The organism is Methylomonas sp. PHL2-19, from assembly GCF_059331595.1.
In genome coordinates, this window is record NZ_CP196839.1 from 2,937,286 (window position 1) to 2,951,232 (window position 13,947).

Annotated in this window: 10 protein-coding genes; 4 read left to right on the forward strand and 6 right to left on the reverse strand. The window is 51.9% G+C overall.

Annotation, left to right across the window (positions count from 1 at the left end; genetic code table 11):
- Positions 1-78: 78 nt before the first annotated feature.
- Positions 79-1,578: a flagellar hook-length control protein FliK gene (gene fliK, locus ACR02O_RS13465; RefSeq protein ID WP_494521814.1), complete on the reverse strand. Its 1,500-nt coding sequence runs from the start codon at positions 1,576-1,578 to the stop codon at positions 79-81.
- Between the two features lie 293 nt (positions 1,579-1,871).
- Between fliK and ACR02O_RS13470 the strand changes: the two genes are divergently transcribed.
- Positions 1,872-3,806, forward strand: a complete 1,935-nt coding sequence (locus tag ACR02O_RS13470; protein ID WP_494521815.1) for a hypothetical protein — start codon at positions 1,872-1,874, stop codon at positions 3,804-3,806.
- 279 nt (positions 3,807-4,085) lie between these two features.
- On the opposite strand, the gene ACR02O_RS13475 is transcribed toward ACR02O_RS13470, so the two are convergent.
- A complete protein-coding gene (locus ACR02O_RS13475) occupies positions 4,086-4,667 on the reverse strand; it encodes an ANTAR domain-containing response regulator (RefSeq protein ID WP_033156304.1) in 582 nt (193 codons plus the stop codon).
- 2 nt (positions 4,668-4,669) lie between these two features.
- Positions 4,670-6,148 (reverse strand): MFS transporter, encoded by a 1,479-nt coding sequence (locus ACR02O_RS13480; RefSeq protein WP_494521816.1) that lies wholly within the window; start codon positions 6,146-6,148, stop codon positions 4,670-4,672.
- 430 nt (positions 6,149-6,578) lie between these two features.
- On the opposite strand from ACR02O_RS13480, the gene nirB reads away from it, so the two are divergent.
- Genes nirB through ACR02O_RS13495 form a run of 3 tightly spaced genes read left to right on the forward strand, consistent with a single transcriptional unit; the run spans position 6,579 to position 10,420 of the window.
- The gene (gene nirB / locus ACR02O_RS13485) at positions 6,579-9,119 is read left to right on the forward strand and encodes a nitrite reductase large subunit NirB (protein WP_494521817.1); all 2,541 of its coding nucleotides are present in this window, start codon (positions 6,579-6,581) and stop codon (positions 9,117-9,119) included.
- On the forward strand, positions 9,119-9,499 hold the full coding sequence (nirD, locus tag ACR02O_RS13490) for a nitrite reductase small subunit NirD (protein WP_171695470.1): 381 nt from the start codon (positions 9,119-9,121) through the stop codon (positions 9,497-9,499). The genes nirB and nirD overlap by 1 nt, the downstream gene beginning before the upstream one ends.
- A gap of 3 nt (positions 9,500-9,502) precedes the next feature.
- Positions 9,503-10,420 carry a PhzF family phenazine biosynthesis protein gene (locus ACR02O_RS13495; protein WP_494521818.1) on the forward strand — a complete coding sequence of 306 codons (918 nt, stop codon included), beginning with the start codon at positions 9,503-9,505 and terminating at the stop codon, positions 10,418-10,420.
- Between the two features lie 3 nt (positions 10,421-10,423).
- Here the strand turns inward: ACR02O_RS13495 and ACR02O_RS13500 are convergent, their stop codons facing one another.
- The 3 genes from ACR02O_RS13500 to ACR02O_RS13510 form a co-directional block, all read right to left on the reverse strand.
- Complete coding sequence (locus tag ACR02O_RS13500; RefSeq protein ID WP_319962814.1) at positions 10,424-10,939, reverse strand: metal-dependent hydrolase; 516 nt, start codon at positions 10,937-10,939, stop codon at positions 10,424-10,426.
- Between the two features lie 61 nt (positions 10,940-11,000).
- Positions 11,001-12,365, reverse strand: coding sequence for a cell envelope integrity protein CreD (gene creD, locus ACR02O_RS13505; RefSeq protein ID WP_494521819.1), 1,365 nt, complete (start codon positions 12,363-12,365; stop codon positions 11,001-11,003).
- Positions 12,366-12,526: 161 nt separating this feature from the next.
- Positions 12,527-13,774, reverse strand: coding sequence for a hypothetical protein (locus ACR02O_RS13510; protein ID WP_033156297.1), 1,248 nt, complete (start codon positions 13,772-13,774; stop codon positions 12,527-12,529).
- Between the last annotated feature and the right edge of the window lie 173 nt (positions 13,775-13,947).

Genomic DNA, 13,947 nt, shown 5'->3' on the forward strand with positions numbered 1-13,947 from the left:
GAGTAAATTGTTGGGGTCAAATTGTTTGCCGGTTCGCGGCAGATTTGTTTATCCAATTGCTGTATTCCGGTCCCGGTATCAGACTTTTTCGCTCAACAGACTTTGCGGCGGGAGCGTTTGTGGATGGGTTTGCGAGGGTTTCCCTTGTTGAACATCCATAAATCCGGGTTTTAATCCTTTTTGTTCGAACTGTTGTCTTAAATAGTCCAGACGCGCATTGATTTTGTCCACGGTGCTGGTGGACTCGCTCCAGAAACGGGTGTTAATACTGCCGTCGTAACAGGAGACCTTGCAATGTATTGTAGCAAGTTCGGGAGGGGTAATGGTAATGCTCACTACCCAGTTCTTTTGGCCGTTCTCACTGTTGGCTTGTTTGTCTTGTTCCACTATCAGCTGCAATGTTTCCGGCTCGGCTTTGTTGAAGAACGGTAATTCCAGCATCCAAACCTGTTTCGGCGAATCGTCCCTGGGCAGCGAATTGAGTTGATCCAATGTCAATTTGGCCAGATTGCCCTGGGCCTTTTGCAAGGTTTCTTTCAGTAGTTCGCTTGCTGTCTGCTGAGCCGCATTTTCATCCTTAGGCACAGCCAGCTCCAAGCCCAACTGCGCAATCAGCTTGCTCAGTTTTAATTTAAAATCGTCTGGCAACACGAATGACGCGGGTTTTGCCTCTGCCTCGACCAAATTGCGTTCCATAAACAAGCCGGATTGTGCGATGGCTTGCTTGAGAGTGGCCGGTTCGAACAGCTTGGTTTTGTCCGGAATATGCTGCAATATTTCGTGGGCCAGTTGCTTGAGTAATTGGCCTACGGCTTTATCGCTTTCGGCAGGCTTTATCAGAGGCGCCAGTTGCGCCAGAAATTGTTGCGGCGGCACTTGAACGGGCAATAACTGCTTGAACACCGTCGCTATCTGTTCGTCAATAGAGGGTGCCGGTAACGATGCGCTCAGCACTGGGCGCTCACCGCTCTTGAGAATTTGTAAATCTATGCGGCTACCGACGGTTAGCGTGGACTTAGCCGCCGGATCGCTCCATTGCAGTTGCTTACTATCCAGCACGACTCGCTTATCGCCGCCAGGCAGCGCTGTGCTTTGGGTTTGCTGGGGCTCGCTGTGTATCGGCGTCAATTGCACCGTCAAGGTATGTTTGCCGATATTCAAAATCTGTGCTGGTATCTGTTCGCCCGTATTTAACGTCGCTAGCGGATTGCTGACTACAGGTGCGGTAACAGTTGCGGTGGGGGAGGGTAATAATTTAAGTATTTGTGCTTCGGGCGGCGCTGAGTTTGAGGTATTGGGCGTTTGCAATGGTGGCGGGGCGATAATTTTTAGCTCCGGGGTCGGCAAAAGTTTCACCACTTGCAACTGCAAGGTCTGGCCGGGTGGCAAAGCCAATGCTTGTTGGCTGTGCAAAGTCATGGTTTTATCGGCAACGCTGACAGTCAGCGTGTTCAGCATCACTTGATTGGTAATGATTTTGGCGTCTAACACTTGATTCAATTTAAGCTCGGCAAGCGGCGCGCTCGACTTGTTCAAAGCCATCACAAGTTTCGCATCTAAAGGCAGCTTTATATCCATGACATCCTCACCTCGCCGCAATCGGGATTTACGCTTGTTCCGCGCAATGTTCGCGGTGTGGCTAGAGTACTATAAAAAACTCACCCTTACGATTCGCTGTGGCAAGCGTTTTGGCAAACTTTTTCGGTGTTCGCCCATAAAAGCCTAATGCCACCGCTCAGGTAAGCATACATGTATCAGGAAATAAGCCATGTGTTAGGCTAGAGGCTGTAAATACTTTTATTTTTAAAGAACTTGACAAGCCAGTTGCGCTCACTCTAGGCTCAGTTGACATTCAACTGGGGGAGTGAGCCATGAAAACGCTGCAATTGGGTTTTATCTTTACGGTTTTTTGGGTTAATGCCGCGCTGGCAGTTAGCGTGACGCAACGCGCCGGCAATAATTTTCGTACCGCGGCCAATAATCAAGAGTTCACACTGAATAAAACTAACGTGAATACCGAGCAATTCGGGTTGCTGCGCACTTACGATTTCAACGCCAAAGTCGAAACCCAGCCCTTGGTGATCGAAAAGGGTGCAGGCGCCGATGATTTAGTGATTATCACCACCATGAAGAATGACGTCATCGGCATTAACGCCCGTACCAACGAAACCGTTTATAAGGTCAAACTAGGCCCGGAAATCAGCTCGCAAGACATGGATATGTGGAAACACACGCCCACCTGGGGCATTTCCGCCACGCCGATAATCGATCCAGCCACCAACACGCTATTTGTCGCTTCCTGGCAAAAGAAAAACAACGACAACCGGTTCCGTGATTACTGGGTGTATGCCTTAAATCCGCTAAACGGCAGCCAAAAAAGTAAACCGGTACGTATCTTCGGCAAGTCACAGGAAGGCAACGGCTGCTGGTTTAACGATGCCGGCGCGACGTATAAGCAAAATAATCAAACCAAGCAATATGTCTATCCCAAACTGCGCGCCGGACTGGCGTTGACAGAGAACAACGGCTTGGTCATGGCATTCGCCGCCAACGGCGAATCGCTGATAGGCGGCCGGAAAAATCCGCATGGTTTCGTAGTGGCTTACGACACCAGAGCCTTGCTCGGGCAAAGCGGCTTTTCCAAACAAGCTGCCATCTTTTGCGCAACGTCATTCAATTCTTGGGGCGCAGGCATCTGGCATGCCGGCGGTGCGCCGGTCACCGAAGACGACATGATTTATGTCGCTACCTCCAACGGCACTTCAAATAACGGCGAAGTCGATCTGGCTGAAAGCATGATCAAACTCCGCTTCAAACCCAGCGTCGGTGGTGCGCGGCCCGAACTGGAAAAGGTGGATTTTTACAAAGCGTTTTTGGATGAGCGCGTTCCCGCTGATAAGTGTCTGTGGGGCGACAATAACTCCGAAGTGTCCTGCGGCAGGGCGCAAGCGCATGCCGCCGGCGCCGACTGGGATTTCGGTGCGGCCGGGCCAATGCTGGTGCCTGGCTCAAGGCTGCTGTTGCAAGGTACCAAAGACGGCATCATTTATTCCTTGGACAAACTTAATTTGGGCCGGAACGACCGCTTTAATCAATTGATGTCCAAACCGCCATTAGTGGCAACCTACTTTGCGGGCGGTGTTCAGGAAAACTGGGACCGGGCCCAGCATCTGAATCGTAGCCTACCGTGCCCGGCATCCGGGCATAGCGATCACGGCTGGTTTGTGCCATGCGGCGACCCGGAAAACAACAAAATGCATCACATCCACTCGCTGGCCTTGGCCCAACGCGATCAGAGCGGCGGCATCGTCTATGTCTGGGGCGAAAACTCTCGCTTGAAAACCTATAATTTCTCCACCGTTGACGGTAATTTACCAAGCTTCCGCGCCGAAGCTGAGGACCTGGCCTCGGTGGGCGTCGAATCGCCAGGAGGCATGCCCGGCGGTCTGTTGATGGTCTCCGGCAAGCCGTCCGCAAGCACTAATTTTGCACCCGCCATCGATTTTGATTCGGCTATCGTCTGGGCGGTATTTTCCAAATTCGGCGACGCCAACAAGGAATTCGCCGAAGGTCAGCTGATTGCCTACGATGCGACCACGATAGAGCCGGGCAACAAGTTGAAACGCTTATTTCGCACCGGCGACGACAATAACGGCGGCTTGGGCAAGATGTCGCGGATGATTCCGCCGGTAGTGGCGAATGGCCGGGTCTACGTGATGATTTATCGAGTCGGTACTTCCGACTGCACCGTGCCGGACAATCAATTGCCGGTTTGCAGTCAGTTGAAGGTGTACGGCTTGAAGTAATAATGGAGACGATTTTTTCAGCGACTCAAGCACATTTCGGCATCATCTTCACCAAAATAGGGTGTTTGCAGACGCAGCGGTAAAATTTGGTATTGACGGCATCGCAGAGCAAGCTGCGATGCCGGACTATTAACCCGCAGTTATCTGTCGCGGGTATTCCTTTCGGGCTGGGCGCGTCGAAGCCGAGGCTTGTGTATCATTCGACAGGCCCAGTACTCTCGAGGGCCGGGTAATAAATAATGACGTGATGTATAGCTGCCGCGACCGCTCTGCAAATCGTCACTTGTTGAACAACTCCGCCATTGATATGACGTTCTTGGCCATTTCGCCGATGGCGATGTTGCGATCCATCGCCAGTTTGCGCAGGGCGTGATAGGCCTGGTCTTCCGTGTAACCTTGCGACTTGATTAAAATCGCCTTGGCGCGATCCACTAGCTTGCGATCTTCCAATTGAGTCTTGGTCTTTTTTAATTCTTCTTTTAAAGCATGTTGTTCTTTGAAACGCGCTATGGCGATATCGATGATGGCCTTGATGCGTTTCGGATCCAGGCCGTCGACTATATAAGCACTGACCCCGGCTTTGATGACCTTGTTGATGGTCTCGGTTTGCTGATCTTCGGCGAAAATGACGACCGGCAGCGAACAGTTATGATTGATGTCAACGATGGTGCGCAAGACGGCCTCGTTTGGGGCGTACAAATTCAAGACCACCACGTCGGGGTTCAGGGTCTGGACGATTTGCATCATGTCCAGTTCTTTAAGTTTCAAGGTTACCACCTCACAGCCGTGCTGGCGCAAGCTGGTTTCCAGCAAGGGTTCGCTGTCGAATTCATCGACGACCAAGACATTAAGCGCTGCCATGTTCAATCCAGGGCGATTTTCAGCAAAGAGCCGTCAGGCATGATTTCGGTGATGTAGTTTTTAGGTTCTTCCAGGTAGTAAATCAAACCCAACAACAGGAAACAGGACAGGCCCAGGATCAAGAAAAATTGCCCGGTGGAGACGAAGGTCAGCAAAATCAAATAAACGATGGCGCCGGCGTTGCCGTAAGCGCCGACGATGCCGGCCACTTCGCCGGTGATGGCGCGTTTGATCAGCGGTACGAACGCGAATATCGCGCCTTCCGCCGCTTGCATGAATATAGAGCAAAGCAAGGTAACCGCCACGGTTGCGAGGATAGTCCATTGCGCAGAAATCATCGCCATTAAACAATATCCGCCGGCCAGGCCGGCGACGAATAAATACAGGGACAGTTTGCGGCCAATCTTGTCGCTAAGCCAGCCGCCGGCCGGCCGGGCGATGACATTGGTCACCACGAAACTGGAAGCCAGGAACCCGGCGTCCAACATACTGGTGCCCTGAGTTTCGTTGAATGTCTTAAAGAAAAACATCGGCAGCATCGATAAAACGGCCAGTTTAGAGCCGAAGGTAACCAGATAGGCTATCGCCAGAATGAATACCTGCCGGTATTGATAATGATGGATGCTGGCAATAGGTTGGCTGAGGCGGTCGGCGTTGTTGTTGACCAATTGAAAGACGTGGATCAGGAACAGTAGCCAGACGACTGCATGAATAGTCAGATTCCAGCCGTCGGTTAGGACTGGCGTGGCCGGCGTGGACAGTTTCCAGGCTAATAAAGAGATGGTCGCGTACAGGGGCACCAGACTCAGCATGTATAAAAATAAGTCGCGGATGCTGGTGACTTCCATCGCCATGGGTCGGCGGGTTTTCAGGGCTGCAATTTCCGGCGGCAGGTTTTCCACGCTGAAATAATAAATCACCGAATAGATCAAAGCGATGACGCCGGTCAAGGCAATCGCCGAACGCCAGCCGTGTTCCGCGCCGAAATAAAATGCCAGTCCCGGCAGGAAAATCGCCGCAACCGCCGACCCGAAATTGCCCCAGCCGGCATAAATACCTTCTGCGGTGCCGACTTGGCTGGCTGGAAACCAGTCGCCGATGATGCGCACGCCCACCACGAAGCCGGCGCCGATAAAGCCCAGTAAAAACCGCGACCAGGCCAGTTCGGTGAAGTTTTCGGCCGCAGCGAACATGAAGCAGGGAAGGCTGCAAACGGCCAATAACACGCTGTAACTGATTTTCGCGCCAAATCTATCCACCAGCATACCGGTAATCACCCGAGCAGGAATGGTCAGCGCCACGTTCAGCAATAACAGGATTTCGATTTGGGTTTCGCTGATCCCCAGATCTTGCTGGATCAGTACTAACAAAGACGCATGATTGAACCAAATAACAAAGCTGATGAAAAACGCGATCCAGCTCATGTGCAGCACTTTGGTCTTGCCGCGCATGGATAGTAATTTAAAAGGCGTAAAAGACATGAATGATCCGTGGTTGTCGTTCCTTGGTCTTTTTTAGCAGTTTATATGCCAATGATTCAATAGCGACAAACCCGGCAATTCGCGATCAGATAGCCCCAGAGTGGTGCAAACAACCGGTTTTTTTGCCTTATTTGAGTGCGAATTTTACGAAAAAAATAATGTCTGTCGGCGGGAAGCGGCGTTTTTAAAGGGTTTTTAATGTTGGCATAAATTTTGTTAAAGATTTAGCAAGTCTCGTCGTTAGACTTTACCCCCGTATTAAACCTGGACAAAGGCGTCCTGCTTGAATGAGTCATTCATTCGAACAGGATGCCTTTTTTTTGGCTGCGAAAAAGGGCGGTAGCGACCAGACAGTAGCTCCTTGAATCGCCTTACCGCCACTAGGCCGTGTAGCGCGTTTGCATAAATTCTGAGTAAACAGAGGCCCCTGATGAATATGAAACAAACCCTGGTTGTTATCGGCAACGGTATGGTTGGCCAGAATTTTCTGGCCGGATTGGTCACCAGCAACGCCAAAGACCGCTATCGGATTGTCACATTCTGCGAAGAGCCGCGAGCGGCTTACGACAGGGTGCATTTGTCCGAGTATTTTTCCGGGAAAACCGCGGCTGATTTGTCTTTAGTAGAAGACGGTTTCTTCGCCGAGCACGGTATCGAGATTTATTTAGGCGACAAGGCGGCCAGTATCGACCGGGAACGTAAGCAAGTCACATCCGCTAATGGCGTGGTCGTTGATTATGACAAACTGGTATTGGCGACCGGTTCTTATCCGTTCGTACCGCCGGTGCCGGGGCATGAAAGACCGCAGTGTCTGGTGTATCGGACCATTGAAGATTTGGAAGCGATGAAAACCGCGGCAGCCAAATCCAAAGTGGGCGTGGTGATTGGCGGCGGTTTGTTGGGTTTGGAAGCGGCCAAGGCTTTGAAAGACTTAGGGCTGGATACGCACGTGGTTGAATTTGCGCCGCGCTTGATGGCGGTACAGCTCGACGAAGGCGGCGGGGCGATGTTGAAGCGCAAGATCGAAGCGCTGGATGTGAAAGTACATTTAAACAAAAACACCACACTGATCGACGACGGCACCGAATGCCTGCATAAAATGAATTTCGCCGACGGCGAAACGCTGGAAACAGACATCGTGCTGTTCTCGGCCGGCATCAGACCGCGCGACGACATCGCGCGCGGTTGCGGCTTGGAAGTGGGGCCGCGCGGCGGTATCGTCATCGACAATCAATGCCGCACCTCCGACGCGGATATTTATGCGATAGGCGAATGCGCACTGTGGAACGGGCAGATTTTCGGTTTGGTAGCGCCGGGTTACGCGATGGCGCGTACCGTGGTTGCTGATTTGGCAGGCGAAGCAGGCAGTTTTACCGGTGCCGATATGAGCACCAAGCTAAAACTGATGGGCGTCGATGTGGCCAGTATCGGCGATGCGCACGCCAGGACCCAAGGCGCGATGGTGTATACCTATCAAAACGGTGCCAGTGAAATCTATAAACGCTTGGTGGTTAGTCAGGATCAGAAACGGCTGTTGGGCGCGGTTTTGGTCGGCGATGCGTCCGCTTACAGTACTTTGTTGCAATATTGCTTGAACGGCATCGAGCTGCCTGAGCATCCGGATTCCTTGATTTTGCCGCAACTTGCCGGTGAATCGGCCGGTCTCGGGCCGGATGCCTTACCCGCATCGGCGCAGATTTGTTCCTGTTACGATGTCAGCAAAGGCCAGATTTGCGGCGCAATCGAAGCCGGTTGCACCACGCTCGGCGGCCTGAAAGCCGAGACCAAGGCCGGCACCGGTTGCGGCGGGTGCTCCGCGCTGCTGAAGTCGGTATTGGATTGCGAATTGACCAAATTGGGTGTGGAAGTCAGCACTGATATTTGCGAGCATTTTCCACATACCCGCCAGGATTTATATAACTTGGTGATGGTGGAAGAAATCAAAACCTTCGACGAATTGCTGGACAAACACGGTAAGGGTTTGGGCTGCGAAGTATGCAAGCAAGCGGTCGGTTCCATCCTGGCTTCACACTGGAACGACTATATTCTGAAAAAAGAACATATCGGTTTGCAGGATACCAACGATATTTTCCTGGCCAATATGCAAAAAGACGGCACTTATTCGGTGGTGCCGCGCGTCGCCGGCGGTGAAATCACGCCGGATATGTTGATCGCCATAGGCCAAGTCGGCAAAAAATATCAGCTTTACACCAAAATCACCGGTGGTCAGCGCGTGGATTTGTTTGGTGCCCGTGTCGAGCAATTACCAGCGATTTGGCAAGAGTTGATAGACGCCGGTTTCGAATCCGGCCATGCCTACGGTAAATCCTTGCGCACGGTCAAATCCTGCGTCGGCAGTACCTGGTGCCGGTTCGGTGTCGATGACAGCGTCGGTTTGGCAATTGAATTGGAAAATCGCTACAAAGGCTTACGCGCGCCGCATAAAATCAAATTCGGCGTGTCGGGCTGCACCCGCGAATGCGCGGAAGCGCAAGGTAAGGACATCGGCGTGATTGCGACCGAGAACGGCTGGAATTTATATGTGTGCGGCAACGGCGGCATGAAACCGCGTCACGCCGATTTGTTTGCCACCAATCTGGATAAAGAGACGCTAATTAAATACATCGACCGGGTGTTGATTTTTTACGTCCGCACCGCCAACCGCATGCAGCGGACCTCGGTATGGATGGAAAATATGGAAGGCGGCTTGGACTATTTGAAATCGGTGGTAATAGAAGACCGGCTGGGTATAGGCGCGCAATTGGAAGGGCAGATGCAGCACGTTATCGACACCTATCAGTGTGAATGGAAAACCACGCTGGCGGACGAGCAACGCCTGAAGCGCTTCCGGCATTTCGTCAACAGCGATCAGGCCGACGACAACGTGGTGTTTGTCGAGGAACGCGGCCAAGTTAGGCCAGCCAACGCCCAAGAACGTAAACATTTCAAATTGATCGAGGAGGCGGCATAATGAGTACGTGGATAGATGTGTGCGGCATCGACGATTTGCAAGCCGATTCCGGGGTGTGTGCCTTAGTAAAAGGCAAACAAATCGCGATTTTTTACCTGCAACGCCGGCAGGAAGTCTATGCCATCGGTAACTTCGATCCGTTTAGCCACGCCAACGTTCTGTCGCGCGGTATGATAGGCGACATAGGCGGCGAACCGATGGTCGCGTCGCCGATGTATAAACAACATTTCCATCTACGTACAGGTGTGTGCTTTGAAGATGCCGGGGTCAGTGTGCCGGCCTATCAAGTACGCCTGGAAAACGGCAGAGTCGCCGTGATGCCGGCGTCGTCGCCTGCGCAACAAAAATCGCCGTCTTTGGCTGTCTGTGAAATGGAGTAAGGTGTGAACTACCAATATTATATCGCTGATGTCTTTACCGACCAGATTTTCAACGGTGCGCAGATAGCGGTATTACCGAAGGCCGATGGCTTGAATGCCGAGCAAATGGCCAAGATTGCCAAGGAATTGAATCTGTCGGAAACGGTATTTCTGTTTCACAAAGCCGATGACGACAAGCACAGGCGGATGCGCATATTTTCCCCTTTAGGCGAAATCAATTTTGCCGGGCATCCGATTATTGCCGCGGCCTACGTGTTGGCTATGTCCGGCGGTGTGGCGTTAACCGAACCGCTGACTAAACTCGAGTTCGAACAAAATATCGGCGTTATTCAAGTTAATCTGTCCAGTCAGGATGGCCAACCAAGCTTGGTGCAATTTAGCCGTAGCGTCGATTCGATAGTCGACCGTTTTGCGCCCAGCGACGATGAAATTTGCAGTTTCTTAGGCTTGCAGCTCGCGGAGCTGGATCATAAAAAATACTCGCCACGCCTGGTGTCTTGCGGGTTTCCTTATTTAGTAGTGCCGGTTTGGAATGTCGAATCGGTGCGCAAAGCCCGCTTTAATTACGCGGCTTGGGCGCAATCCACGGCACCGCAAACCGCGGCGCAGGAAATCTTGCTGTTTTGCCCGAAATCATCAAGCCCGGAAGCGGACTTCAATGCCCGCTTGCTGGGACCCAATATCGGCATCCACGCCGATCCGCCGGTCGGCAGCGCGATGCCGGCATTTTGTTGTTACCTGTGTTCGTTTGAACACACTCAGAAAGGCACCCACACTTTTGCGGTGGAACGCGGTGATCAAAGCACTCGCCGCAGCTTGATCCACTTGGAAATGGATAATAAAGGCCTGGAGATCTTGACTATTAGGGTCGGTGGCCAAGCCGTGTTGTTTGCCGAGGGAACGATCCGTCTTCCGGATTAAGGTTTATTCGACCAATTCGAGCCTATTTAACCGACGCCTAAACCATAAACCGGTAGCCCAAATTACCAGCAAAATTTCCAGCACAAAGGATCTGTGCAGCAGAAAATTCAGCCACCAATCCTGGTAGACACTGGGCACCTTAATCAAGGCAAAAGGCTTGTTTACGAAGGGGGCTAACCAGTAGATATTGGTCGAAATATAATCCAGCACCATATGCAACATACCGTTGCCGGTAAAAATCAGCGCCAACACCGGCAGCTTCTTGTGCCGGCAATGCTGAAAACATAGGATTGCCAGCGTTAATAACAGCAGCCAAACGCTGGGGAAGTGACTGAAATAACTGTGATGTGGATGAGCGCGGTGGTCGAAACCATAAAAATAAACCATATCCAGATCGGGCGCGATGCTGCCGAGCAAGCCGGCGCGCAGAAAATTTATCCCGCTGACCCCATATTTTGCAAATCGCCTAAACAGCAGCGTCGATACGATATAGCCGGCCGGAAGATGAGCAACAATCATAACTACCTCGATTTTGTTGCTCGGAACGCTGCTGACAGCCAACGCCCCGAGCCGGTGGGATTTAAATGATTGCCGAATTATCGGTATCGGATTGACTCAGTCCGTACCAATCCAAGCGTCGCGTGATTACCATGGCCAGGGCCAACAAGACAAACATCAGTAAAGACCCGAGCATCAGCGCGTTATCCTCTGACTCCAACAAGCCATACAAACTGCCGAACAAGCCGCTCAGTAAGGCGCCGGCGCTAATACCGCGTTTGGCGCTGCGCAACACTGCACTGAGATAGAAGCCGATCAGTATTACGCAGGCAGCACTGGCGATCACATACGCCAGCACAAAGTCCAAATGCTCCGACAAACTCAACAGCAGCAGAAAAAACATCGCCAACGCCAAACCCACCAAGGCGTATTGCGCCGGATGAATCGCCAGGTTTTTCAGGATTTCGAACAGAAAGATGGCCGCAAAAGTCAGGCAGACGAACAGGAAACCGTATTTACTGGCTCTGTCAGACAAGGAATAGACATTGATAGGCTCCATCAAGCGGATGCCAAAGCTGTCGTAACAACTGATAGCTTCGCACTTATCAAGACTTTCGGCGACGTTCGACGCCAGCGCATCGACCGACCATAACGCATGAAAGCCGGCCTCGCCGACTTGCTGGGTTTGCGGATCAGGCAGAAATCGGCCGTAAAAGCTGGGGTGCTGCCAAGTAGATGACAGTTCGACACGGGTTTGCTTGCCGGCCGGAATAAAATCCAGCGATTCAATGCCGCGTAATTTTAGCGTGAAAGCAAACGGTATATTGATAGGGCCAAACTCGACCGGCGGTGCATCCAATGACACGTGCATGCCGTTGGCTTTGTGTATGGGTAACTCCGCGCCTTGTTCGAAGGCATATTGCTTGCCGCCCCATTCCATGCCCGGCGCTTCCAGTACCCCGCGCATATCTGCCAGCACGACGCTGGCGTAAGGGGTGCCGAAACTGATCTGGCCGTTATGTAGCGGCTTGGGATTGCCGTAAGCACCGGGCAGTTTCATATCGCCTTTGATGCTGACATTCAGTACATAAGAGCGCACTTTGAACAGGCCGCGCTGCTTGGTTTCCGTAGCAAGCTCGCCGGCTATATTCAGGTGCTCGGGAAGAAAATACAGCAGCCGATTATCGACACGTTCGATTTGTTCACGCTTGGGCAGTCCGTCCTGTTTGGTTTCGATAATCTCGGTCCAGCGCTCGGTGTAAGGTACAGTCAACAACGGGCCGAACAATTGCTGGGGACCGGCAGAACTGGCGGCAATGTCGCTCACCGCCTGTTGTTGGCGTTCGGCGCGTTCGCCCACCAGATTTTTTATCATGCCTATCGGTATCAGCAGCACCAAAGTCAGACCGAACATTATGCAGATCTTTTGCCAGAGTTTTTTTTGCATCGCGTTTATTCCGTGGAGTTAAAAGACGATGAATAGCATGCACCGGCACGGTGAGCGGATGATGGTAGGAATGTGAAGCGAGGGTGAAGTGGGCGAGACTGCCGTGAGGGCTAATGCGAGGGGAAGGGTATGGCTAAGCCTTCAGCCACACCCTAAAAAGCTTAATCGATGGTTTCCACCCAGTGACAGCGTTCCTTGACGATAGGCGCAGTGTGTTCGTTAGCGATGCCTTTGGCGATCAAGGCAATCACCCGGTCGTCCGTATCGTAGCCGATATGGGCATCCATCGGATTCGCCAGTTTACCCAAGCCAAACGCATCATAAACTCTGGCGACGTTAATATTGATATTGGTGACATTGACACATAATCGCGAATCCAGATATTTATTCACGAAATCGTGCGGGATAGCATAACTGAGTAAATCGTTGGGGTCGCTAAACGCGATCACCGAAGTTTTCGCCATGATCCGTTCATTGTATTTGGCGCCGTCGGCTTGGCAATAAGTGTCGGCATGATTGGCGACTTCCGGTAGCGCCCGTCCCAATTGCAGCATGGGCAATTGGTTGGACATCATGTAAATAGGTATCTCTTTATTCTTTAAAACATTGGTTAATGCGGTGTAGTAACTGGCCGTTTCGCCGTTACCCAGTTTCGAGGCAATTTGTTGCAAGCCGTCGATAGTGATGCGGCTTCCCAAACTGTGGGAGATGAAGGCGTAGCTGTCGTTGTAAAACGGTGTGACGTTCTTGGTGGAGCAGGTTTGCTTGACGTCGTCCGGCAGGTTGTTCCAGTCGCCGTGGATCATCCAGCAGAAGGATTGCGCGAATGCCGACAAAATATCCTCGCGTTTCTCGCCCAGATAAATGATGGGGTCCGGTCCGGTATCGTTCGAGAATTTTTTTAACAAATCGTTGACTTCGGCGCGGCGAAACGACTGCTCTCCGGAGTTATCGTAGGACAATACTTCTTTTTCCTTGGCACTAATCTCCGACCAGGTTAGCTCGTAAAACAGCATTTCCTGGGATTTATTGGCATCCAGATAACGGTGGATACGCAAATTGCCCAGTGGTCGCTCAAGGCCTTTTGCATCGGCCAAGCGGATATTTTTGACATTTTTGCTGGTGACGGTCAGATCAAGTTCCTTGGCCAGCTTTTCCATGAACTGGGTGGAGTAACCCGGCAAGTGGTTGCCGACTCCGTGCACCATCAGCAGCTTCATTTTCCGGTCATGCACTTCCAGTTGCGGTTTGATGCCTTCGAATTTATCGCCTTTGATTTCGCAAATGCGGGTGTCTTCCGCTTCCTGCTTTTCCAGAATGGCTTCGGTAATCCCTTTGCCGAGACTGGCGCAACCGTTTAACAGCACGCTGATCGCCAGTATCAGCAGCTTGATGTCGATTTTTTTCATGGCTTGGCTAGTGTTTATTGCTAGAGAGTGGTGGTCTGGGAGCGCAGCCCCCGCGTTAAGCGAATGGCTGCTGCATGTCATGCGGAGATTTTATGATAAATCCCCGTTGCTCGGGAGGCTTAATCGGGCGCGAATTGTAAACGCTGGTAAAAATAACGTGTCGGCCGCAGCAA